The following is a 22417-nucleotide window of genomic DNA, read 5'->3' as shown; positions in this document are numbered from 1 at the left end:
CCCTCACATCTGACCATGCGTGTGGAAACCAACCGGGTGGTCGCGTTTCACTACCGCCTGTGCGAAGTACGCCCTGATGGCAACCGCTCGCAATGGCTGGAGGCATCGTTTGGCCGTCAACCTCTGCTGTATCTGCATGGCCACGGCAATGTGGTGCCGGGCCTTGAGCAGGCGATGGCGGGCAAGCGTGCGGGAGATCGCATTGAGATCACGCTGACGCCGGAACAGGCATACGGCCCGCGCACCTCTAACGAGTTGCTGAGAGTCCCGATCAAGCATTTGCATCGCGCCCCGGAGCGCAAACATCTGGTGCCGGGAACCATCGTGTCGGTTAAAACCAATCGTGGCGCCAAGAATGCATTGGTCATCAAGGTCGGAAAATTCAACGTTGACCTGGACACCAACCATCCGTATGCCGGCAGAACATTGCATTACCAGATTGAAGTGCTGGGTGTGCGACAGGCGTCCGCGGAAGAGGTGGCACACCGTCACGTGCATGGACCCGGCGGGCATCAGCACTGATTTGTGAAAACACAACAAAAACGAGAACAGGTGGGGTTATGTCACGAAAGAGCGATGGGTCACTGAAAAACGAAGAGGCCGTAACAAGCGAAAGCCGCAGAAATATGTTGAAGGCCGGACTGGGCGCCGGGGTCATGGCCGCCAGCGCCGGCTTTCCGTGGCGGGCCCTGGCCCAGGGGGAAGAACTGGTACCGTTTCTGGACGTGCCCGAGGGTTATGACCCGGGCCCACGCCGCCCGGGCATGACTCACATCATTGATACCCGCCAGATTAACAACTTCTACAGCGACGACTTTTATGTCGTGCAGCACTATGGTCAACCGGAACTGGATGTGAGCAGTTACCGCCTGACCGTGACCGGGTTGGTAGACCGGCCCCTGAGCTTCACGCTGGACGAGTTGATGGCCCTGCCCGATCAGACTCTGGATGTTGGTTTTGAGTGCGGCGGCAATGGCAATCGCATGTATCACGGTCTGGTCGGCAATGCGCGCTGGCGCGGCATCAACCTGAAGGCATTGCTGGAACGCGCGGGTGTGCAGGAAAACGGGCGTGAAGTGGTGTTTTTTGGCGGTGATATCGGCCAGGAGGAAATTCGTGGCCGCGAAGTCGATAAGGCTTTTGCCCGCAGCCTGTCACTGGAAGATGCCATGCGCGATGACAATATGATCGCCTTTGAAATGAATGGCCAGCCATTGCCTGTACACCACGGTCGCCCGGTGCGATTGCTGGTGCCCGGCTTCTACGGCGTTGCCAACGTGAAATGGCTGACCCAGATTCATGTCCAGGATACGCGGTACATGGGGCGCTTCATGGGCCGTGATTACGTGACCCTGAAAAAGGAGATGGTGGGCGGTCAGGCGCGCTGGGTGGAAAATTCAGTGGCACGCATGAACCTCAAATCGGTCATAGCCCGTGTCACCCGCCGCGGCAACAGCCATCGCATCAGCGGGTTTGCCCTGAACGATGGGACGCCGTTGCGAAGTGTCGAAATCAGTATAGATGGCGGTGCCTGGCAGCAGGCTGACATTGATCCACAGGCTTCCACGTACAGCTGGAAACCCTTCCATTTTGACTGGCAGAGCGCTGCCCCGGGTGAGCACACACTTGTGTCGCGCGTCACTGACATCAATGGCAATACACAGGCGGTGGCAGAGGATTTGCCCGAGCGTGTGAGTTACTGGGAAGAGTTTGGCCAGTTCCCGCGCCGTGTCATGATTACATGAGCCAATATTCATCATGCCCTGAAGAGAGCCTTTGCTTATGAAAACATATCTGGTGCTGACGCTGATCGGCAACGATCAACCCGGACTGGTGGAGTCGCTGGCGCAGATCGTGGCGCAACACCAGGGCAACTGGCTGGAGAGCAACATGTCCCGGCTGGCGGGTAAATTTGCCGGTATCCTGCGGGTCAGTGTGGAGGAAGACAAAGCTGAGGCGCTGGTATCAGCGCTGGGTGCCTTGTCGCCACGGCTGAAACTTATTGTTGAACGCTCTGCCCAGCCGGAAACGGAAAAATCGCAGCGTGCCTTGCGTCTGAGTCTGGTCGGCAATGACCGTCCGGGTATCATCCGCGACATCTCGGGCGCCCTGGCGCGTCATAACGTGAACGTCGACGATCTGGATACTGAATGCGTGCCAGCGCCCATGTCGTCGGATATTCTGTTCCGCGCCGAAGCGGTCCTGCATATTCCGGCGGATCTTGATATCGAGTCCCTGCGCACCGAGCTCGAACGTCTGGCAGATGACCTGATTGTGGATATCAGCCTGATCGCAGACTGATGATACGCCAGCCCCGGTCGCTGGCGTGTTGCCGCAGCCTGTCGTCCGGGTCCACGGCCACGGCTTCACCCACGGCCTCCATGAGCGGAATATCGTTGAACGAATCGCTGTAGAACACGGCGTCCTGCATGGACAGCGCTGCATCGTTCTGTTCGCGCAACCAGGATTGAAATTTGTCGATCTTGCCAGCCTGGAAACAGGGCTTGCCTTCGATTTTTCCCGTCAGCACACCCGCCACCTGTGCCAGATCTGTGGCAATCAGATGAGTGATACCCAACCGGTCTGCAATAGGGCCGGTAATAAAGCGGTTGGTGGCCGTCACAATCAGGCAGATGTCGCCCGCCGCCTTGTGATCGTCGATCAGTTTTTGCGCGCTGGCCTGCAGCATGGGTTCAACAAATTCGGTCATGAACTGGGCGTGCAGCTCAGCCAGACGGGTGACCGGCAAACCGACCACTGGCGCGATGGCGAACTCACAATACTCGTTCATGTCCAGCACACCCTGCTTGTATTGCTGGTAGAAGGCATCATTGCGGCGCCGGTGCGCTTCGGCATCAACCAGGCCAGCCTGGCACAGGAATTCGCCCCAGGCGTGATCACTGTCGCCTGCCAGCAAGGTGTTATCGAGGTCAAAAATGGCCAGTTTTGTCATGAAGTCAGTCCCTGCTATCAATTGCGACGGGTTTAACGGGCGGTCATTATAACCTGAGACCGGCGCTTTTTTGCCGGACGAATCTGTGAAACAATGCATAGCTGATATAGCACTGCAAAACGACACTGGGCAACTGCTCTACCACTGCGTCAACGGGAATCAATGAGACACCAACATGATCGATGCTGAAGGTTTCAGACCAAATGTCGGTATCATCATCTGTAATCCCAGAGGGCAGGTGTTGTGGGCCAAACGCATTGGCCAGGATGCCTGGCAGTTCCCGCAGGGCGGGATTCGTCAGGGTGAGCGCTTGCAGCAGGCGATGTACAGGGAATTAAAAGAAGAAGTCGGGCTTGAGGCCAGGGACGTGGAGATTCTCTCCAGCACGCGGGATTGGCTGTATTACCAGTTGCCGCGGCACTATATCCGGCAGAATTCCAATCCGGTGTGTATCGGACAAAAACAGAAATGGTTTTTGCTGGGAATGCGAGGAGATGAGTCGCGTATCTGTCTGGCCAACAGGAACATGACGCCGGAGTTCGATGACTGGCAGTGGGTCAGTTTCTGGTATCCTCTTAGCCAGGTGATTGATTTTAAAAAAGAAGTCTATCGCCAGGCACTGAAGCAACTGGTCAAGCCCCTGAACCGGTTCATTAACTCGTGAGACACTGTTAAACAGTCCCCATATGCTTGATAGATTGCGTGACATAGTTCAGGCGGTGAACTCCGCCCGGGACCTCCAGTCCGCGCTCGACGTAATAGTATCGAGCGTGCGCGAAGCTATGAATACGCAGGTTTGTTCTGTGTACCTGCTGGACAGCGACATTGGCAGCCACGTGTTGATGGCATCCGAAGGGCTGCGCAAAGAATCGGTGGGACATGTCAGTCTGCAACTGGATGAAGGTCTGGTCGGCCTGGTGGCGCGCAATGCCGAGCCGGTCAATCTTGAGGATGCACAGTCACATCCCAATTATCACTATCTGTCGGAAACCGGCGAGGAAGCGTTCAGTTCCTTCCTGGGCGTGCCCATTATTCACCATCGCAAGGTGCTTGGGGTGCTGGTTGTGCAGCACCGCGACAAACGCTCCTTTGATGCAGGTGAAGAAGCATTCCTGATCACCCTGTCCGCGCAACTGGCAGGTGTCATCGCCGCAGCCGAAGCCACCGGGGCCATTCAGGGCGTCAGCCCCTCGGGTCAACGGCGCGCTGACAGTACGTTTGCCGGTATCTCCGGCGCGTCTGGTGTTGCTATCGGTCATGCGGTGGTGGTGTTCCCGCGTGCCGATCTGAGCATTATTCCGAGTCGGCAGGTCGCCGACATTGATGCTGAGCTGCGCGCCTTTGCAATGGCCCTGTCTTCCGTGCGCGACGACATCCGCACCCTGAGTGAAACCGTCGGGCAGCAGCTGCGCCCGGAAGAGCGGGAACTGTTCGACGTTTACCTGCGCATGCTGGATGATGACGCGCTGGGACGTGAGGTTAACGAACTGATTCGGGAGGGTAATTGGGCCCAAGGGGCACTGGCGGACGTTGCAACCGATCACGTCAAAGCTTTTGAGCAGATGAAGGATCCGTACCTGCGCGAGCGCGCAGCGGATATCAAGGACCTGTGCAGTCGGGTGTTGGCCTACCTGCAGGAAACCGAGAGCACCAAACCCCGCGAATACCCCGATAACACCATCCTGGTCGGCGAAGACCTGGCGCCAGCAATGTTGATGGAAGTGCCGCGGGGAAAACTGGTGGGCATGATCTCGGTGAAAGGGTCAGGTAACTCACACGTGGCAATTCTCGCCCGCACCATGGGCATACCTACCGTGATGGGTGCGGTGGATTTGCCTTACCGCAAGCTTGATGGCCGACAGTTGATTGTTGATGGCTACAACGGCACAGTATTCACCAGTCCGTCCGACGCCACCCTGGCGCGTTATGGCGAAGTGTTAAAAGAAGAAGAACAGTTTACCCGTGGCCTGGAAGCGCTGATTGATCTGCCCTGCATTACACCGGATCACCACCGGGTCAGTCTGTGGGTGAACACTGGTTTGATGTCCGATGTGGTGCGCTCGCTGGATCATGGTGCGGAAGGCATCGGGCTGTTTCGTACTGAAGTACCCTTCCTGCTGAGCGAGCAGTTTCCCAGTGAGAAGGAACAGACTGCCATTTATCGCGAGCAGCTAGAGGCCTTTGCGCCTAAACCGGTGACCATGCGCACGCTGGATATTGGCGGTGACAAGTCCCTGCCGTACTTCCCGATTGAAGAAGCCAACCCGTTTCTGGGCTGGCGTGGCATACGTGTGACACTGGACCACCCGGAGATTTTTATTGCGCAGACACGGGCCATGATCCGTGCCAGCGAAGGCCTGGACAATCTTCAGGTCATGCTGCCAATGGTGTCCAACCTGCAAGAAGTCACCAGTTCCATACAGATTATCAAGCGCGCCTTGCGCGAGCTGCAGGAAGAAGGGCTGGACGTCAAAATGCCCCTCATCGGGGTGATGATCGAGCTGCCGGCGGCCGTGTACCTGACCCGTGCCCTGTGCCAGATCGTTGATTTTGTGTCGGTGGGCAGCAATGACCTGACGCAGTATTTGCTGGCAGTGGATCGTAATAACCCGCGCGTTGCTGATCTATATTCCGCGTTCCATCCGGCCGTGCTGAATGCCCTGCAACATGTGGTAACGGCAGCCCATGCCGAAAACCGGCCGGTCAGCATCTGTGGTGAGATGGCGGGTGATCCCGGTGCCGCCATTCTGTTGATGGCCATGGGCTTTGATACGTTGTCGATGAATGCCTCGACCCTGCTGAAGGTGAAAGCCGTGATCCGTTCGATTACGCTGAGTTCTGCCAAAAGTCTGTTGCATGATGTGATGCAGATGAGTGACGCCGAAAGTATACGCAGCTGCGTAGACCTGGCGCTGTACAATGCCGGCGTGGACCGATTGCTGCGTTCGTCGCGAACCAACTGACACTGAGGACATTTGATGCTGACATACCCTGATATTGATCCCGTCGCGTTCTCCCTGGGACCATTGACGGTGCACTGGTACGGCATCATGTATATCGTGGCGTTCACCGGTGCGTGGTATCTGGCCCGCCTGCGTGCGCGGCGCGCTGCCGCAGGCGAGCCCGGCAAAGACAAATTCAGGTTCTCTGATGAACAGATTGCCGACCTGGTTTTCTATGGCGCCTTGGGCGCCGTGCTGGGTGGTCGTTTCGGTTCAGTGCTGTTCTACAATTTTGATCGTTTCCTGGGCGACCCGTTGTGGTTGCTGCGCGTTTGGGAAGGCGGTATGTCTTTCCATGGCGGATTTCTGGGCGTCATGCTGGCGTTCTATTTTTATTCGCGACGCATCAATAAACACTACTTTGATGTGCTGGATTTTATTGCGCCGCTGGCGCCGTTCGGACTGGGTGTTGGTCGTATCGGCAACTTTATTGGCGGCGAACTCTGGGGTCGACCGACCGATGTGCCCTGGGGCATGGTGTTCCCCCACGTGGACCAGGTGGCGCGGCATGCCTCACAGTTATACCAGGCCGTACTGGAAGGTGTTGTGCTGTTCGGGTTGATGTGGTGGTTCTCGTCCAGTCCGCGCCCACGTTATGCCGTGTCCGGTTTGTTCGCCGTTGGTTACGGTGTGCAGCGCTTCTTTGTTGAATTCTATCGCGAGCCCGATTCATGGCTGGGGTTTGTCGCCCTGGACTGGTTGACCATGGGTCAGGTATTGTCCGTGCCGATGATTATTGCCGGTACCATTCTGCTGGTTGTGGCGTATCGAAAAAAACCTGAACCCAGGCGAGGCGAATCATGAAACAGTTCCAGGATTTGTTACAGCACATTCTTGACGAAGGCGCTGTCAAAACCGATCGCACCGGCACCGGTACTTTGTCGGTTTTTGGTCATCAGATGCGCTTTAATCTGCAGGAAGGATTCCCGCTGCTGACCACCAAGAAGCTGCACCTGCGCTCCATCATTCACGAATTGTTATGGTTCCTCAGCGGCGATACCAATATCCGGTATCTGAAAGATAACGGCGTCTCAATCTGGGATGAATGGGCCGATGAGAACGGTGACCTGGGGCCGGTCTATGGATTTCAGTGGCGCTCGTGGCCGGCAAAAGACGGCAAGTCCGTCGATCAGATAAGCAAGCTTATCCATCAGATCAGAACCAGTCCGGACTCGCGCCGGTTGATGGTGGTCGCTTATAACCCTGCCTACGTCGACGAAATGGCCTTGCCGCCCTGTCATTCCCTGTTTCAGTTTTACGTTGCCAATGGCAAGTTGTCCTGTCAGCTTTATCAGCGTTCAGCCGATACCTTTCTGGGTGTACCGTTCAATATTGCCTCATATGCCTTGTTGACGCACATGGTAGCGCAACAGTGCGAACTTGAGGTGGGCGATTTTATCTGGACCGGCGGGGATGTCCACCTGTACAGCAATCACCTGGAGCAGGCCAGGCTACAATTGAGTCGCGAGCCTCTGCCGCTACCCCGCCTGGAAATCAAACGCAGGCCGGACAGCATCTTTGACTACAAGTTCGAGGATTTTGAAATTGTGGGATATCAGGCACATCCACATATATCAGCGCCGGTAGCAGTGTAGTTGCCTGGAAAAAATTGGATAACCTGGAAAATTTATGAGACTGGCATTGATCTGGGCCATGGCCCGCAACCGCGTGATTGGCCGCAATAACGCCCTGCCCTGGTACCTGCCCGAAGACCTGAAGTATTTTAAAAAGGTCACCATGGGCAAACCCATTATCATGGGACGCAGAACCTGGGAGTCCATAGGTCGTCCCCTGCCCGGTCGTACCAATATTGTGATCAGTCGCGATCCCGGATTCAGTGCCGAGGGTGTCAAGGTGGTGAATTCACTGGAGGCTGCTATTACCCTGGCCGAACACGTTACCGTGATTGATGGCGGTGACGAAGCGGTGGTCATGGGCGGTGCGCAGATCTACGAGATGGCATTGCCCATGGCCGACCGCCTGTACATGACGCAGGTGCACGCTGATGTGGACGGTGATGCCTATTTCCCTGAATTCGAACTGGCCGCCTGGTACGAGCTCGCCCGCGAAGATTTCAGCGCGTCCGATGCTAACCCCTATGATTACAGTTTTGTTGTACTGGAACGTTAGGACAGGATTTTTCGAAACGCTTTGGAATTGCGCTGATAGTTGTACATTTCCTGCTTTTTGATAGGCAGGTCAGTAATTTCAATCAGCGTAAAGCCGCGCTCCAGAAACCAGTGCGCAGTCTGCGTGGTGAGTACAATGACTTTGTTCATGCCCTGTTTGCGGGCTTCTTTTTCCAGTGCGCGCAGCAGGTGATCACCGCGACCGGTTTCCTGGTAGTCCTTGTGAATGGCAATGCAGGCGATCTCACCGCTGTCTTCGTCCAGTGGATAAATGGCCGCGCAAGCGATGATTGTGCCTTCCATCTCGATGACCTTGAAGTAATCGATTTCTGCTTCCAGCAGTTCACGTGAGCGATGCACCAGCACGCCTGCGGCTTCCAGTGGGGCAATCAGTTCCAGAATACCGCCCACGTCGTCGATGGTGGCTTGTCGCAACAGTTCAAAATGATCGCGCGACACCAGCGTGCCGTTACCGTCGCGGGTAAACAGCTCTTCAATCAACGCGCCATTGTCGGCGAAATTGATCAGATGACACCGGTGGACGGTTTTGCCACTGGCCTTGATCGCTGCAGCCAGCGATTCCCGCACGCCATTCCTGGCCTGTTCATGATCATCGCTGATGGTTTCAAGCAATGCAGCTGCTGCAGTGGGGATCAGGGTGCTGATGAGATGATTGTGTTCATCCATGACCCCTCGTTGGGGTGCGAACAGGATCAGTTTGTCAGCCTGCATGGCGATCGCAACTTCGGTGGCGACTTCCTCGGCAGACAGATTGAATACTTCCCCGGTGGGGGAATAACCCAGATTGGACAACAGCACGATACTGTTTTTGTCCAGGTGTTGCTGAATGGCGGTGGCGTTCACTTTCCTGACCACACCGGTCAGGGAAAAATCCACGCCATCAATGATGCCCAGCGGCCTGGCGGTAATGAAATTGCCACGGCTGACCTTGATGTCGGCGCCGTGCATGGGTGAATTGGCCAGTCCCATGGAAAACTGTGCCTCGATATCAATCGACATGCCGCCGACCACTTGCTTGATGGCGTGCAGGCAATCGGCATCGGTCACCCGTAATGCATTGTGGTAGCGCAGTGCCAGTCCTGCCGCGTCCAGCGCCTGGTTGATTTGCGGGCGGGCGCCGTGCACCAGCACAAGCTTCACGCCAAGGCTGTGCAGCAGCGTAATGTCGTGCACAATATTGCTGAAGTTTTCGTGTGCGATGGCCTCGCCCGTGAGCAACACCACAAACACCTTTTTCCGGTGTGCATTGATGTAACTGGATGAGTGTCTGAACCAGTCGATGTATTGCGCCAGATTTTCCATGCCTTCTGTTCCTGCTTATCCTGCCGGGCGGTTCCGTGTGATCCTTGTATGCTGATGTCGCAGCTGGGCAATTGTAACGCGATTTCAGCTTGCGGTGGCGTTGCCTTTAACACAATAGTGAGTGATCAGTTCGCGCAACAGATCTATGCAGGGCTGGATCCGGTCCAGTCCCAGGTACTCGTCTGGTTGATGCGCCTGCTCGATGTCGCCCGGCCCCAGCACAATAGTGTCCATGCCGATCTTCTGCAACCACGGTGCCTCGGTACCAAAGGCGACGGTGCCAGCGCTATGGCCGGTCAGGCGCTCAGCGGTTCTGACCAGATCGCTTTCCGCCGGACACAGGAAAGCCGGTGCACCGGGGAACAGCGGCGTCAGCTCAAAACCGACCTGCCAGCGCTGCGCCAGCGGACGCAAACGCTCATCGATCATGCTGCGCATGACTTCCACTTCCATGCCCGGCAACAGACGAATATCGAACTCCAGTTCACAATGTCCGCAAATGCGGTTGGGGTTGTCGCCGCCGTGGATGCAGCCCAGATTCATGGTGGGCAGTTCGATGGCAAACAGTGGATTGCGGTATTTCTCCTGCAACTCAGCACGAAAGCGCAGCAACTCGCCGATGACATCGTGCATGGCCTCCATGGCGTTGATGCCCAGGCTTGGGTCGGAGGAATGCCCGCTGCGGCCCTGCAGCCGGATGGATTCCATCATCACCCCTTTGTGGGCGTGCACAGGTTTCATGCCGGTGGGCTCGCCGATGACGGCATATCGCGCCTTGGGGCGACCCAGTTCGGCGAGTTTGCGCGCGCCGAACATGGAAGTCTCTTCATCGGAGGTTGCCAGCACGATCAGTGGTTGTTGCAGGGGCGACTCAACAAAGTGGCGCACCGCTTCCAGGATCAAGGCAAAAAAACCTTTCATGTCGGTGCTGCCCAGGCCATAAATCCGGTTGTCTTTTTCGGTCATCTGTAACGGATTGACTGACCACAGTGCCTCATCCATGGGCACAGTATCGGTATGTCCGGCCAACACCAGTCCGCCGGGGCCGCTGCCCAGGGTCGCGATCAGGTTGGCTTTGCCCTGCTCGCTGCTGGATTCACAGGGCATGATTTCGCACTGAAAACCCAGCGCGGTGAACTGTTCGGCCAGATAGTTGATAACCGGCAGATTGCTCATGTCGATGCTGCTGTTGGTTGAACTGATGCTGGGTAAACGCAGCACCGCATCCATGTGTTGCATCAGGGTTCGGGTGTTGTTTGCCATGATTGCCTCAGTCGGTGTGGGCCAGCAGGTACGCAGAAATATTTTAAACAAATGCTTCCAGTACTGTGTTGAGGAACTGGTAACCCTTGTCGGTGGCAGCGATATGGTTGCCGTCCACGCGCAGTAACTGCCGCTGTTGCAAAGATTCTACCTGCTTTGTCAGCAAGCTGAAAGACAGGCCGGTGCGCCCTTCAAACTGCTCCCGGGTGAAGCCGTCACGCAATCGCAGTGCGTTGAGCAGGAACTCCAGGGGCAGCTGGTCGGGTTCGATGGGTCCGGCATCAGCCAGGTAGGGATAGCGATTCAGCAGATTGGCAGCATTGGCTTGCGCCTGTTTTTTCACTGCCGCGGCGGCCTGCAGGTAGTGCGCGGGTTGCCTGCGTTTGTGCATGCGTAGTATGCGCTGGCGCGAGGGTTGGGTGATCTTGCCGTGGGCGCCCGCGCCGATGCCCAGATAATCACCAAACTGCCAGTAATTCACGTTGTGCCGGGCCTGACCGCCGGGTCTGGCAAATGCCGAAATCTCATATCGGGCAAAACCGCTGTCTTCCAACAATGCAAGGCCGCTGTCCTGAATATCAATCAGGGTATCTTCCGGGGGCAGCGGCGGCGGATGTTTGAAGAACACCGTGTTTGGTTCAATGGTCAGCTGATACCAGGAGATATGCTGGGGCGCGGCGTTGATGGCCTGCCGCAGATCGTGTATTGCCGAGGACTGCGACTGTGCCTGCAGGCCGTACATGATGTCCAGGTTCAGGCGGCTGAAACCGGCCTTGTGGGCGAAATCGATGGCGCGCTCGGCATCGTGTGCATCGTGAATTCGCCCCAGCTGCTGTAGTTGTTGCGGGTCAAAACTCTGAATGCCCAGAGACAGACGGTTGATGCCCGCGCTGTGATAGTCCGCAAACTTCTCGCGTTCGGCGCTGCCGGGATTGGCTTCCAGGGTGATTTCGATGTCACTGGCAAAACTGGCCATGGCCTGCAGGCCGTTGAACAAGCGATCGTAGGCACGGGCTGACAACAGGCTGGGGGTGCCGCCGCCGATGAAAATGGTGCTGATCTCACGTTTCTGCAAGTAGCGTCTGTCGTGACGAAAATCGTCAAGCAGGGCATCAACGTAGTCGTCCTCTGGCAGCGGGCCGTTCTGTTCGTGCGAGTTGAAGTCGCAATACGGGCATTTGCGCACACACCAGGGCACATGAATGTACAGGCTGAGCGGCGGCAGCTCGAGGCCTGGTGATGGCTTATCGGGGGGCATGTCGCTCACAATAGTGATTGAAGGTGTTGCATCAGATCCTGCATGGCTCTGGCACGATGACTGATTGTGTTTTTTTGTTCAGCGCTTAACTGTGCTGAACTGCACGCCATCTGTGGCACGTAAAACAGCGGGTCGTAACCAAAACCGCCCTCGCCTGCTGCCGCTTGCAGGATACGGCCGCTCCACTTGCCGTGACACACAACCGGTGTGGGATCTGCGGCATGGCGCAAATAAACCAGCACACAATGAAAGTGCGCTGTGCGCTCGCTCTCCGGTGTTCCGTCCAGCAATTGCAATAATTTCTGATTGTTGGCTGCGTCGCGCGCCGGGCGGTCAGCACCGGCAGGGGCATCAGCGAATCGCGCCGAGTATATTCCGGGTGCACCGCTCAGGGCGTCGACAGCCAGACCGGAATCATCGGCCAGTGCCGGTAACCCGCTCGCGGCACTGGCGTGGCGTGCCTTCAGAATGGCATTTTCAATAAATGTGAGACCTGTTTCGTCTGCATCATCTATGCCTAGAGATTTTTGCGTCACCAGTTCGACGTCGAGCGCCCGGAGAAGCTGTTGCAGTTCGCGGAGTTTGCCTTCGTTGCCCGAGGCCAGTACGATTTTAGTGCTCATGGTCAGGTTGAGTCATGGCGCCCTTGGCGCTGATGGAAGCGTCGCGGGAGAAATGGTAGATCGCGATTTCACTTAACAGATTCGGTGCCGCCCGGATGAACCAGCTGTCGCGGTGTTTGTAATCCACCACGGTGCGCGTGATGACGTCGATGCTTTTGTCGAGACAGAATACGTCAAAGTCACGCACGGTGCAGAAATGAATATTCGGTGTGTTGTACCATTCGTAAGGGATGTACTCTGACACCGGCATACGACCTTTGATGGCCAGGTGCATGCGTGCCCGCCAGTTGCCAAAATTGGGAAAGGTCACAATACAGTTCTTGCCGATGCGCAGCATCTCTTCGATCAGCAGGTCCGGATAATGCACAGCCTGCAGTGTTTGTGTGAGCAGCACCGTGTCGAAACTCTGTGATTCAAAATTCTGCAGACCTTTATTCAGGTCCTGCTGAATAACATGTATGCCTTTGGCCAGGCAGGCATTGATTTTGGTTTCATCAATCTCCAGGCCGGTGCCCACCGTCTGCAGATTATCCTGCAGATAACGCAGCAGACTGCCATCGCCGCAGCCCAGGTCAAGCACGCGGCTGCCCGGTGCTATCCAGTTACGAATAATGTCCAGATCCGCTCGCATCAGGCGCCCACCTCGTCTTTGATGACATTCAGGTACGTGGTCAGCGATTGCATGTAACGCGGCACCGGCAACAGAAACGCATCGTGGCCCTGATCAGCTTCGATTTCCAGATAACTGACCTGCTTGCCTGCTTTCAGCAGTGCAGTGACAATTTCCCGGGTGCGTTCGGGGGGAAAGCGCCAGTCGGTGCTGAAAGACATCAACAGAAAACGACAATCACTGTTGGCGAAGGCCTTGCTCAGGTCGCCATCGTAGTCAACGCTGGGGTCAAAATAGTCCAGCGCCTTGGTCATCAGCAGATAGGTGTTGGCGTCAAAGGTTTCCGAGAAACGCTCGCCCTGATAGTGCAGGTAGCTTTCCACCTGAAAGTCGACGTCAAATCCGAAACTCAGTTTGCCCGCCCTCAGATCGCGCCCCAGGTTAAGAGACGCCTGCTTGAGTTCGTCGGACACGCGGCCGAACTTTTCACGCATGGCGCTATCGGACAGATACGTGATATGTCCGACCATGCGCGCCAGCATCAGACCTTTTTTAGGCAGCACCTCGTGCTCGCGGTAACGCCCGGCATGGAAATCCGGGTCTGCGGTGATGGACTGCCGTGCAACCTCATTGAAGGCGATATTCTGCGCCGACAGTTTGGGCGCCACGGCGAGCATGATGGCGTGCCGCACGCGCTCCGGGTAGCTGATAGACCAGCGCATGACCTGCATGCCACCGAGACTGCCGCCAACCACTGCCGCCCATTGTTGAATGCCCAGTCTGTCTGCCAGCCGCGCCTGACTGTTGACCCAGTCACGCACCGTCACCACCGGAAAATCGGGACCGTACCAGGTGCCGGTATCCGGATTGATGGATGCCGGTCCGGTGCTGCCGGCGCAGCCGCCCAGGTTGTTCAGGCAAACAACAAAAAAGTGATTGGTGTCGATAGGTTTGCCCGGCCCGATACAGACGTCCCACCAGCCTGGCTTTTTATCATCCATGCTGTGATAGCCTGCCGCATGGTGATCACCGCTCAGAGCGTGACAGATCAGAATGGCATTGGATTTTGCGGCATTCAGGGTGCCGTAGGTTTCCACCATCAGGTCGTAGGCTTTCAGGACTTTGCCGCTACGCAGCGTCAACGGCTCCTCAAAGCGATACAGCTCGGGAGTGACAAGGCCAACGGAATTTTCCGGCAGGGCGTCGGGCATATTACAGACCTGGGACAAACGCGGGATTGGCGTTGACCGGCACAATCAGCACGATACGGATAATCTGCAGACTCAGGAAAACAAAGATCGGCGACAAATCCAGGCCACCCATCGATGGCAGCAGACGCCGGAAAGGTGCCATCACCGGTTCAACCAGCTGACGCACCAGCACCAGCGCCGGGTGCGCGCTGAACGGGGCAATGAAACTGGCGACGATGGAAATCAGCAGTCCCCAGAAATAAATATTAAGTATAAAACTGAGCAGTCCGACCAGTGCCCAGGTCAGGATCAGGCCTGGCCCCGGCAGCGCAATACCGGCGAGGAGAATAAGCGCGCTGATCAATATGCACTGCACCAGGATGGCAAATATCAGCGACGAAAAATCGATACCGCGGAAGCCGGGAATGAATTTGCGAAACACCTGCACACCCGGGTCGGTGGCTTTCACGATCATTTGTGTGATGGGGTTGTAGAAATCAGCGCGGGACAATTGCAACAGGAAGCGCAACAGGATCGCCAGCAAATACAGCGAGCCCAGCGTGGTGATCAGTAAGGTGCCGATACTGCCAATTGAGTTCATAATGTGGTCTCTTGCCGTCGAATTATTTGGCCAGCTCGGCTGCACGTTGTTGTGCTGCCAGCATGGCTTTGGCTACGGTTTCTTCAAATCCCTGATTTTTGAATGACAGCAGGGCCTGTTCCGTGGTGCCGCCCGGCGAGGTTACCCGGCGCCGCAGTTCGTCTGGCGCCACATCGCTGCTGGCGGCCAGCTTGCCGGCCCCAAGGGCTGTCTGTATGCTCAGTTGCCGGGCAATATCGGGCGCCAGCCCCATGGCAACGGCGGCTTTTTCCATGGCTTCCATCATCAGGAAATAATACGCCGGGCCACTGCCCGAAAGCGCGGTCACAGTATCAATGTCTTTTTCAGCCTGCAACCAGCAGGCGATGCCGACCGCCGCCATGATGTCGCCGGCCAGAGCTTTGTGGCTGACACTGCAGCTGCCATTGGCATAAAGCCCGGTGGCGCCTGCACCGACCAGCGACGGCGTGTTTGGCATGCAGCGCACGATAGCCCGGTCTGGTCCCAGCCACTGTTCCAGTGCAAGCACCGGTATGCCGGCGGCGATGGAAATGATCAGACAGTCGGGTTTGGCGATCTGCGGTTTCAGCGCAGCGCACACCTCACCCATGACCTGGGGTTTGACAGCCAGGATGATGACATCGGCGACAGCGGCCATACTGGCCGTGTCGCCGGTCTGGATACCGCATTGTGACTGCAGAGACCGGAGTTTTTCGCTGTCAATGTCACTGGCATGAATGTGGCTGGCAGCGACGCCTTTGGCCAGCAGGCCGTGAATAAGGCTGTTGGCCATATTGCCGGCGCCGATAAATGCGATCTGGCGGTTATCCAAGGTGTGCTCCTGCCGTGTGTCGTATTGCAAAACGGGTATTCTAACTCACCCGGCGCCCGCTTGCAGCTAATGTGCCGATGTCGTTCAGCGGTTGAGGTCCTGGCTGAACGTGGCCCAGAAGCTGATAAACAGGGCTGCTATCAATGGCCCGATGACAAAACCATTGATGCCCAGCAGGCTGATTCCGCCGAGCGTGGAGAACAACACAATATAGTCCGGCAGTTTGGTGTCGCGGCCTACCAGAATGGGACGCAGTACATTGTCCGCCAGACCGATGATGATGGCGCCGTAAGCCACCAGAATGGAGCCCTGCAGGACATTGCCAGTGGCGAACAGGTAGATTGCCACCGGCACCCAGACCAGCGCTGCCCCGACAGCCGGTACCAGCGACAGGAAGGCCATGACCACGGCCCACAGAACCGGCGCAGTAATGCCCAGAATCCAGAAGATCAGCCCGCCCAGGGCGCCCTGCACCAGTGCAACCACCAGATTGCCCTTGACGGTGGCGCGAACGACCTCGGTGAACTTGCGAAACAGCAGTTGCCGGCGGTCATCTTCCAGCGGCACGGCGGTGCCCAGCCAGCCCATCATTTTGTCACCATCGCGCAGGAGAAAAAATGTGAGGTAAAGCATGAGCACGATACCGACGGTAAAACTAACGGTATTGCGTCCGAAGTTAAGTGCTTCCTGCGATAACAGGCGACTGAGAGAAACAGCCGAATCAGACAGATACGATCGTACGTTGGACATGTCAATGCCAAGACGATCCAGCACATCAGGGATGATGGGTACCGCGCTGCCAATGCGCTCCAGAAACTGTTCGGGCTCGATTTCCTGATTTTCAATCAGCTCATACAGCTGGGCACCCTCGGCGACAAAGGCAAAGGCAATAACCGTCACCGGGATGACCACCAGAAAGATACCGGCCAGCAGGGTAAGCAAGGCTGCCAGCGTTTCCCTGCCATTGAGTTTGAGCCGCAGTTTTCGCTGCAGGGGGAAGAACAGCAAGGTCATGACGCAGGCCCAGAAGATTGAGCTCCAGAACGGCTGCAAAATGGTCAGGAATGCCAGGCTTATCAGGCCCAGAACGATAAGAAAGGCCCGGCTTTGAACGTCTTGACGTGACATGGTATGCGCTCCTGAATTCCTGAATTCCTGAATCCGACCGGTGGCTTCCGTGTGCTGCGATCAGCCTGCCGTGCGGCGCAACATGCGCCAAAGCTCAATGATGCGAGGCGGCTGCCCGGAGCGCAGAATTCCCTGCCGGAACACGCGTCCTGACAACCAGAGCACCGCTGCGGTGGTCAGCACCAGTACAACAGTGGTGCCGACAACATCAAACATGGGCGGTTGCGCAGCGGCCCGGTTCATCATGGTAAACGGTGTGAACAGGGGAATCCATGACATGACGCGTGCCAGCGTACCGTTAGGGTCCTGAGCGATAAAGCTCATGGTGAGGATGGGCACGACCAGCACTGCCATCAGAGGCATCATCAGACTCTGGGCTTCCTTGAGCGTATTGCACAGGCTGCCGATGGCGAGAAAGATGCCGGCGTACAAGGCGTAACAACACAGATAGTAGAAGACAAAATAGGGGATCAGGTCTGAGCTGAGCAGGACATCGAGTACCTGCACAATCATGGCTGTCTCGACCGTCTGGTATAAACGGATAAACACAAAAAATGAGCCGATCCAGGCCAGTATCGTGGTGATGCCGGTGAGGCCAATGCCCAGCAGTTTACCCATCAACAATTCACCGGGTGTTACTGAAGCCAGCAGCACCTCTATGATTCGATTAGATTTTTCTTCGATGGTGTTGCTCAAAAGATATTGTACACTCTGCATCAGAGAAATGAAGATCAGGTAGACAAAGCCCATGGGCGCCCATTGCCGGAAGGTGTCAGCTCGGCTTACTTCTTCCTGACCGGCAGCTTTGCTCGGGTCCAGTCGATTCAACGGCAGGCGGGTCCGCTGCACGTTGCGCACAGTGTTCACGTCTATGTCACGATCGGTGTACTCCTGCTCGCGAATGGCACTGTTGATGCTGTTCTGTATGGCGCTCGACAGCCGTGCATCCGTCAGATTCCCCGCCCAGTACTGTACGCCGCGCGGGCCATCGTCCGGCGTCATCAAATTTTCGATTGTCGCAGGCCGTACAATATCCTGATCGACGTCTGTGGGGATCAGTATCAGGGCAAACAGACTGACCTGCTCACCGTCAACGTCAATGCCGCGCTCTCCGTTTAGGTATGGTCTCAGCTGTGCGACTATATCCTGCGCATCGGCGCCCGGATCCACGTCAGGTGGTGGTGTGACGGCAATAAACTGCGGGCGTGGTTCGATAAATTCGGCTGCGCCTTCTCGCAAATAGGGTTGAACCAGAGTGAGGGCAAAGTTCAAGCTACCGTTGGACAGCCATTCGTCAAGTGCGGCAACTTCGTCATTAGCGAAGCTTTCCATCAGCTGATCAAGCTGTGAGGAGGGTTCGGCGCTGACAGGGACGGCGCTGACGTCAGTCAGGTTGTCCTGCAGGTAGCGCATGAAGTCCTGCATGACCCGGCGTTGATGTTCACGTCGGATTGCGTTTTCAACAGCTGCGGCATATTCGCCGGACTGATCAATCAGCATGTAATAGCGTGTTGGTGTCGCAGTTGCCAGACGACTGGAAGCGTAATAAATCAAAAAGAAGATAATGGGCACCAACAATACGCCAAGCCAGAAACCTTTGGTTTTGATGTTTTCCATGTATTCGCGCCAGGCGATCAGCAGAGTGACTCTCATCGGAAATTGTGCTCCCTGGCTTCCTGGCCGACCAGATGCATAAAAACATCATGCAAGCTTGCCTGAGTGAAATCAAAACGACTGAGCGTTACTCCGATTTCAAAACAATGCTGTAAAATTATTTGCGGATCGGTTTGTTCTTTGACATACAGTTCCCATTGTCGCGTGCCAGGAAGATAAGTTTCGTCGTCGATCCTGTGCTCTTGCACTGACAACACCCCACTCAGCGACCGAATGGAGTTGATATCATCACGCGTCTCCAGAACAATGCGCCGGGGAATGATGGCACGAGCCTCATCAACCGTGCCGTCAAAGACCTTGCTGCCCTGAGTGATCAATAACAGGCGTTCGCACAAGCGCTCGGCGTGTTGCATGATGTGAGTTGAAAAAATGACAGTCTGGCCGTTTGCTGACAGATCACGAATCAGTTGTTCCAGCACTTCCTGGTTTACCGGATCGAGTCCGGAAAAGGGTTCGTCCAGAATGACCAGATCAGGATCATGCGCAATCGCGGACAACACCTGAACCTTTTGTCCCATTCCTTTGGACAGGGATTCGACACTGGAATTGGCAAAATCCTTGAGGCCATATTTATCCAACAAAAAATAGGCTTTGTCTTTGGCCTGGCGCCTGCTCATGCCTTTCAGCGTAGCGAAGTAGGCAATGATCGCCCACACCTTCATTTTCTTGTACAGGCCTTTTTCTTCCGGCAGGTAACCGATACGGTCACGTACCTGCATGGCAGAGCTGGCGCCAAACACCTGGATCTGCCCTTCATCGGGACGAAGAATGTCCAGTATCATGCGGATGGTTGTGGTTTTGCCGGCGCCGTTAGGGCCCAGAAATCCGTAGACTGAACCTTGCGGTATGCTGATATTGATCTTGTTGACGGCGGTGAAATCGCCGTAACGCTTCGTGACGTCAATCAGTTCCAGTACTGGTGTGCTCATCCTGCAAATCCGCCGTCGTGGATCCATCAGTTCGGCTGAATCCGGGGTTTCAGGAATTGTAGCACAACCAATGTGAAAGCGTTTTGAAGTTGCCTCTGACTACGGTAATACAAGTACCGGGGTCGGGTTACTTCGCTGCAATTGCTGCAGGTTACTGGCAGCGCGCGTGTAAAAGGTCGGGCTCAGGCTGATGGCCTGCTGGAAAAATTCACGCGCCCGATTGGTGTCGCCTCGCCGCTGGGCAGCAATGCCCAGGTTATTGGCAGTTACCGCTTCACTGTAAAGACTCAGATAGTGTTCTTGCGCTTCGTCATATCGGCCTTGCATGGCAATGGCCAGGGCCAGGTTGCTGCGGCTGGTAGCCACCTCCGGTGCCGTCTGTAGTGAAGCGCGCAGCTGCATCTCGGCTTCCTCGTAACGACCGTCAAGTAACAACGACCAGCCCAGGTTGGCAAGTATCTGGGGGTGTCCGGGCCTTAGCGCCAGGCCGCGCAAAAAATGCCTCTGGGCTTCGTCATGCTGTTCTTCCCGGTCAGCGACAATGCCGAGTCCGTTCCAGGCCGACCAGCGACCGGGATCCAGCTCGGTGGTAAGGGTCAGATAATCACGGGCAATGAGCAGGCGATTCTGGCGCAGTGCCAGCATACCCATACTCTCCACGGCGAGGGCATTGTCCGGGTCAAGCTGCATGATCTGAAGGACAATGGTTTCCATACTGTTGAGGTCGCCCAGACTCAGCGCCTGGCCCGCAGCCTCCTGCAGGGCGCCAAGACGGTCCTCAATGGGTATGGCCGGCTGCGTGACACAGGCGGTCAGCGCCAGCCCCAAGTTGAGGCAAATGGTGAAGCATAGTCGACGCAGTAAGCGCCGGGTTTCGAGTGACGTCAAAACGCACCAACCAGCGTATTGGAAATACTGACTACCGCCGGTCCCAGAATCACCAGAAACAGTGCCGGAAAAATGAACACCATCACCGGAAACAGCATTTTCACGGGCAGTTTGGCGGCCTTTTCGCGGGCGCGCTGGATGCGCTTGATCCGCATTTCTTCGGCATAACTGCGCAGCGCGGTACCAACACTGGTACCAAATTTGTCAGCCTGTATAAGCAGCGTCACCATGGCCTGTACCTCCTCCACACCCATGCGCTCGCTCAGTGCTTTGAGGGCTTCATCACGGCTCTTGCCGGCACGGGTTTCCAGCGAGTTCAATTCCAGCTCATTGGCCAGTTCCGGGTGGCTCAGACGCAATTCGGCAGAAACCCGGCTGATTGCTGCGTCGAGCCCCAGGCCGGCTTCCACACACACCACCAGCATGTCCAGGGCATCGGGGAAACCTTCGGTCATTTTCAGTCGGCGCGTATTGATGCGCTTCTGCAAGATATAGTCGGGCAGAATAAAACCAATCAGGCTGGTCAGGATCAGTGCCGCCAAAGAAACAGGACTGCCCATGGGGTAGTCGGCGCTGCCGTACAACGACCACAATGCACCCGTGACAATCGGCAGCGCAAGACCAATCAGCACCTTGGCGCCCAGCAGCACGACAATGGCTTTTGCACTGCGGTATCCGGCGTGAACCAGTTTTTTCTGCATGCCGGATTTCTGCCAGTCTTCTTTAGGCAGAATGAGGCCGCCTACCGGCTCCAGCACGCGTACCATAAAGGCGCCGTCTTTTTCAAAACCGGGTTGTTTGTCTTTGTCCGGGACATTCGATTCGGGAGCGGCAGTCAGGTTTTCCAGGCGCCGGAGCACTTTTTCATGGTTAGCGTTACTGCCAAAAATCTGATAAACCGCGGCCACAACCAGCCCAATAGCCAGCACGACGAGCACCATGACGATAAAGGTAACCGGAGACGCGAGCAAAGCTGCCATAGTCTGTGTCCTATATCCTGAAATTGATCATGCGTTGCATGATGAGCCAGCCAGCGCCGATCATGCCCAGTTGTACAAAGATCAGAATCATCCCAAGTTCCGACTCCAGCAGTACCGTGAAATAATCCGGATTCAGTAACTGCATCACACCGGCAATGCCGAAGGGCAGGCCGATCAGTACCTTGGCCGAAGATTGCATGTCCGCCGCCTGAATCCGGATCTCACCGCGAGTTCGCGCGCGTTCACGCAACAGGCTGGAAATGCGGTTCATCAGTTCAGCCAGATTGCCACCGGTGTTCTTTTGTACCAGCACAGCGGTCACAAATAACCGGATTTCCTCGGCATTGGTGCGGTTGGCAAAATTGCGCATGGCCTCGTCAAAATCGATGCCGAAATTCATTTCGTCAAAGGTGACTGCCAACTCGTCCGCCAGCGGTGCGGGGGTCTCTTCGGCCCCGGCCTTGATGGCCCCTACAAAAGGATTGCCGGCTCGCAATGCGCGGGCAAAGTAGTCCATGGCATCGGGGAGTTGCTCCACCATTTTATCCCTGCGCTTGCGTCCCTTCCGTTTTATCATCATGTAGGGAATTGCGATACCCAGCAACAGGCCAAGCGCCAGTGACAATGCGGACAGATTGCGCAGCAGCAGAGTGCTAGCAAGGGCGCCGCCAAGACCACAGGTCAGACTGATGGCAATGAAAGCGTGAGGCGTCAGCTTGCTCCCAGCCGACTTAAGAAAGGCCTCCAGTCGGCCAATATCAAAATACCTAAGCAAAAACGCAAAACGTGAATCACTGTGCTGCTCACGTATCAGAGACACCTGTGGTTTGAAATCGAGTCGACCTGAGGGTTTGGCACTGACCTTGTCGATACGTTTTTTTAAAGACGAGGCGCTGTGCATTTGTCTCTCCGTGATTAACAGATATGCACTGATCAAAAACAGTACAGCGGCAACAAACACCAGCACCGATATCAACATTACAGTTATATTATTCATAGGTCACGGCTAGCCTCATATAGTACTGCGAACGCCG

23 protein-coding genes are annotated in these 22417 nt (G+C 56.1%); 8 read left to right on the top strand and 15 right to left on the bottom strand.

Annotation, left to right across the window (positions count from 1 at the left end):
• The first annotated feature begins 15 nt into the window (after positions 1-15).
• Genes WD071_RS07295 through WD071_RS07285 form a run of 3 tightly spaced genes read left to right on the top strand, consistent with a single transcriptional unit; the run spans position 16 to position 2301 of the window.
• On the top strand, positions 16-522 hold the full coding sequence (locus WD071_RS07295; RefSeq protein WP_368047696.1) for a peptidylprolyl isomerase: 507 nt from the start codon (positions 16-18) through the stop codon (positions 520-522).
• Positions 523-560: 38 nt separating this feature from the next.
• Positions 561-1745: a sulfite oxidase gene (locus tag WD071_RS07290; protein ID WP_368047695.1), complete on the top strand. Its 1185-nt coding sequence runs from the start codon at positions 561-563 to the stop codon at positions 1743-1745.
• A 37-nt stretch (positions 1746-1782) separates the two neighbouring features.
• The gene (locus tag WD071_RS07285) at positions 1783-2301 is read left to right on the top strand and encodes a glycine cleavage system protein R (protein WP_368047694.1); all 519 of its coding nucleotides are present in this window, start codon (positions 1783-1785) and stop codon (positions 2299-2301) included.
• Here the strand turns inward: WD071_RS07285 and WD071_RS07280 are convergent.
• On the bottom strand, positions 2282-2953 hold the full coding sequence (locus WD071_RS07280; protein WP_368047693.1) for an HAD family hydrolase: 672 nt from the start codon (positions 2951-2953) through the stop codon (positions 2282-2284). The two genes, WD071_RS07285 and WD071_RS07280, sit on opposite strands and share 20 nt — an antisense overlap.
• 175 nt (positions 2954-3128) lie before the next feature.
• On the opposite strand from WD071_RS07280, the gene rppH reads away from it, so the two are divergent.
• The 5 genes from rppH to folA are packed head-to-tail and all read left to right on the top strand — an operon-like array spanning position 3129 to position 8085.
• Entirely contained in the window at positions 3129-3617 is a 489-nt protein-coding gene (gene rppH / locus WD071_RS07275) for an RNA pyrophosphohydrolase (RefSeq protein ID WP_368047692.1), read from the top strand.
• Positions 3618-3639: 22 nt separating this feature from the next.
• Positions 3640-5916 (top strand): phosphoenolpyruvate--protein phosphotransferase, encoded by a 2277-nt coding sequence (gene ptsP / locus WD071_RS07270; protein ID WP_368047691.1) that lies wholly within the window; start codon positions 3640-3642, stop codon positions 5914-5916.
• Between the two features lie 15 nt (positions 5917-5931).
• Positions 5932-6759 carry a prolipoprotein diacylglyceryl transferase gene (gene lgt, locus WD071_RS07265; protein ID WP_368047690.1) on the top strand — a complete coding sequence of 276 codons (828 nt, stop codon included), beginning with the start codon at positions 5932-5934 and terminating at the stop codon, positions 6757-6759.
• Entirely contained in the window at positions 6756-7550 is a 795-nt protein-coding gene (gene thyA, locus WD071_RS07260; RefSeq protein WP_368047689.1) for a thymidylate synthase, read from the top strand. Before lgt ends, thyA begins: the two co-directional genes overlap by 4 nt.
• 34 nt (positions 7551-7584) lie before the next feature.
• Complete coding sequence (folA, locus tag WD071_RS07255; protein ID WP_368047688.1) at positions 7585-8085, top strand: type 3 dihydrofolate reductase; 501 nt, start codon at positions 7585-7587, stop codon at positions 8083-8085.
• Here the strand turns inward: folA and argA are convergent.
• From argA to WD071_RS07185, 14 genes are all read right to left on the bottom strand, one after another.
• Positions 8082-9398, bottom strand: coding sequence for an amino-acid N-acetyltransferase (argA, locus tag WD071_RS07250; protein ID WP_368047871.1), 1317 nt, complete (start codon positions 9396-9398; stop codon positions 8082-8084). The genes folA and argA overlap by 4 nt on opposite strands.
• A 93-nt stretch (positions 9399-9491) precedes the next feature.
• Positions 9492-10670, bottom strand: a complete 1179-nt coding sequence (gene argE, locus WD071_RS07245; protein WP_368047687.1) for an acetylornithine deacetylase — start codon at positions 10668-10670, stop codon at positions 9492-9494.
• Between the two features lie 43 nt (positions 10671-10713).
• A complete protein-coding gene (gene hemW / locus WD071_RS07240; protein WP_368047686.1) occupies positions 10714-11928 on the bottom strand; it encodes a radical SAM family heme chaperone HemW in 1215 nt (404 codons plus the stop codon).
• Positions 11929-11933: 5 nt separating this feature from the next.
• Positions 11934-12557 (bottom strand): RdgB/HAM1 family non-canonical purine NTP pyrophosphatase, encoded by a 624-nt coding sequence (gene rdgB / locus WD071_RS07235; protein WP_368047870.1) that lies wholly within the window; start codon positions 12555-12557, stop codon positions 11934-11936.
• Complete coding sequence (gene metW / locus WD071_RS07230) at positions 12541-13182, bottom strand: methionine biosynthesis protein MetW (protein WP_368047685.1); 642 nt, start codon at positions 13180-13182, stop codon at positions 12541-12543. Before metW ends, rdgB begins: the two co-directional genes overlap by 17 nt.
• Positions 13182-14372, bottom strand: coding sequence for a homoserine O-acetyltransferase (locus WD071_RS07225; protein ID WP_368047684.1), 1191 nt, complete (start codon positions 14370-14372; stop codon positions 13182-13184). Before WD071_RS07225 ends, metW begins: the two co-directional genes overlap by 1 nt.
• Before the next feature lies 1 nt (position 14373).
• A complete protein-coding gene (locus WD071_RS07220; RefSeq protein ID WP_368047683.1) occupies positions 14374-14952 on the bottom strand; it encodes a YggT family protein in 579 nt (192 codons plus the stop codon).
• 22 nt (positions 14953-14974) lie between these two features.
• Positions 14975-15784 (bottom strand): pyrroline-5-carboxylate reductase, encoded by an 810-nt coding sequence (proC, locus tag WD071_RS07215; protein ID WP_368047682.1) that lies wholly within the window; start codon positions 15782-15784, stop codon positions 14975-14977.
• 84 nt (positions 15785-15868) lie between these two features.
• Positions 15869-16912, bottom strand: a complete 1044-nt coding sequence (locus tag WD071_RS07210; RefSeq protein ID WP_368047681.1) for an AI-2E family transporter — start codon at positions 16910-16912, stop codon at positions 15869-15871.
• Positions 16913-16972: 60 nt separating this feature from the next.
• The gene (locus WD071_RS07205; protein ID WP_368047680.1) at positions 16973-18565 is read right to left on the bottom strand and encodes an ABC transporter permease; all 1593 of its coding nucleotides are present in this window, start codon (positions 18563-18565) and stop codon (positions 16973-16975) included.
• Positions 18562-19515 carry an ABC transporter ATP-binding protein gene (locus WD071_RS07200; protein ID WP_368047679.1) on the bottom strand — a complete coding sequence of 318 codons (954 nt, stop codon included), beginning with the start codon at positions 19513-19515 and terminating at the stop codon, positions 18562-18564. The genes WD071_RS07205 and WD071_RS07200 overlap by 4 nt, the downstream gene beginning before the upstream one ends.
• Positions 19516-19614: 99 nt before the next feature.
• Entirely contained in the window at positions 19615-20403 is a 789-nt protein-coding gene (locus WD071_RS07195; protein ID WP_368047678.1) for a tetratricopeptide repeat protein, read from the bottom strand.
• Positions 20400-21383 carry a type II secretion system F family protein gene (locus WD071_RS07190; protein ID WP_368047677.1) on the bottom strand — a complete coding sequence of 328 codons (984 nt, stop codon included), beginning with the start codon at positions 21381-21383 and terminating at the stop codon, positions 20400-20402. Before WD071_RS07190 ends, WD071_RS07195 begins: the two co-directional genes overlap by 4 nt.
• Positions 21384-21393: 10 nt before the next feature.
• A complete protein-coding gene (locus tag WD071_RS07185) occupies positions 21394-22380 on the bottom strand; it encodes a type II secretion system F family protein (protein ID WP_368047676.1) in 987 nt (328 codons plus the stop codon).
• Positions 22381-22417: the final 37 nt, after the last annotated feature.

Source organism: Pseudohongiella sp., from assembly GCF_040877505.1.
Lineage (GTDB): Bacteria > Pseudomonadota > Gammaproteobacteria > Pseudomonadales > Pseudohongiellaceae > Pseudohongiella.
This window is presented reverse-complemented; position numbering and strand designations above follow the sequence as displayed.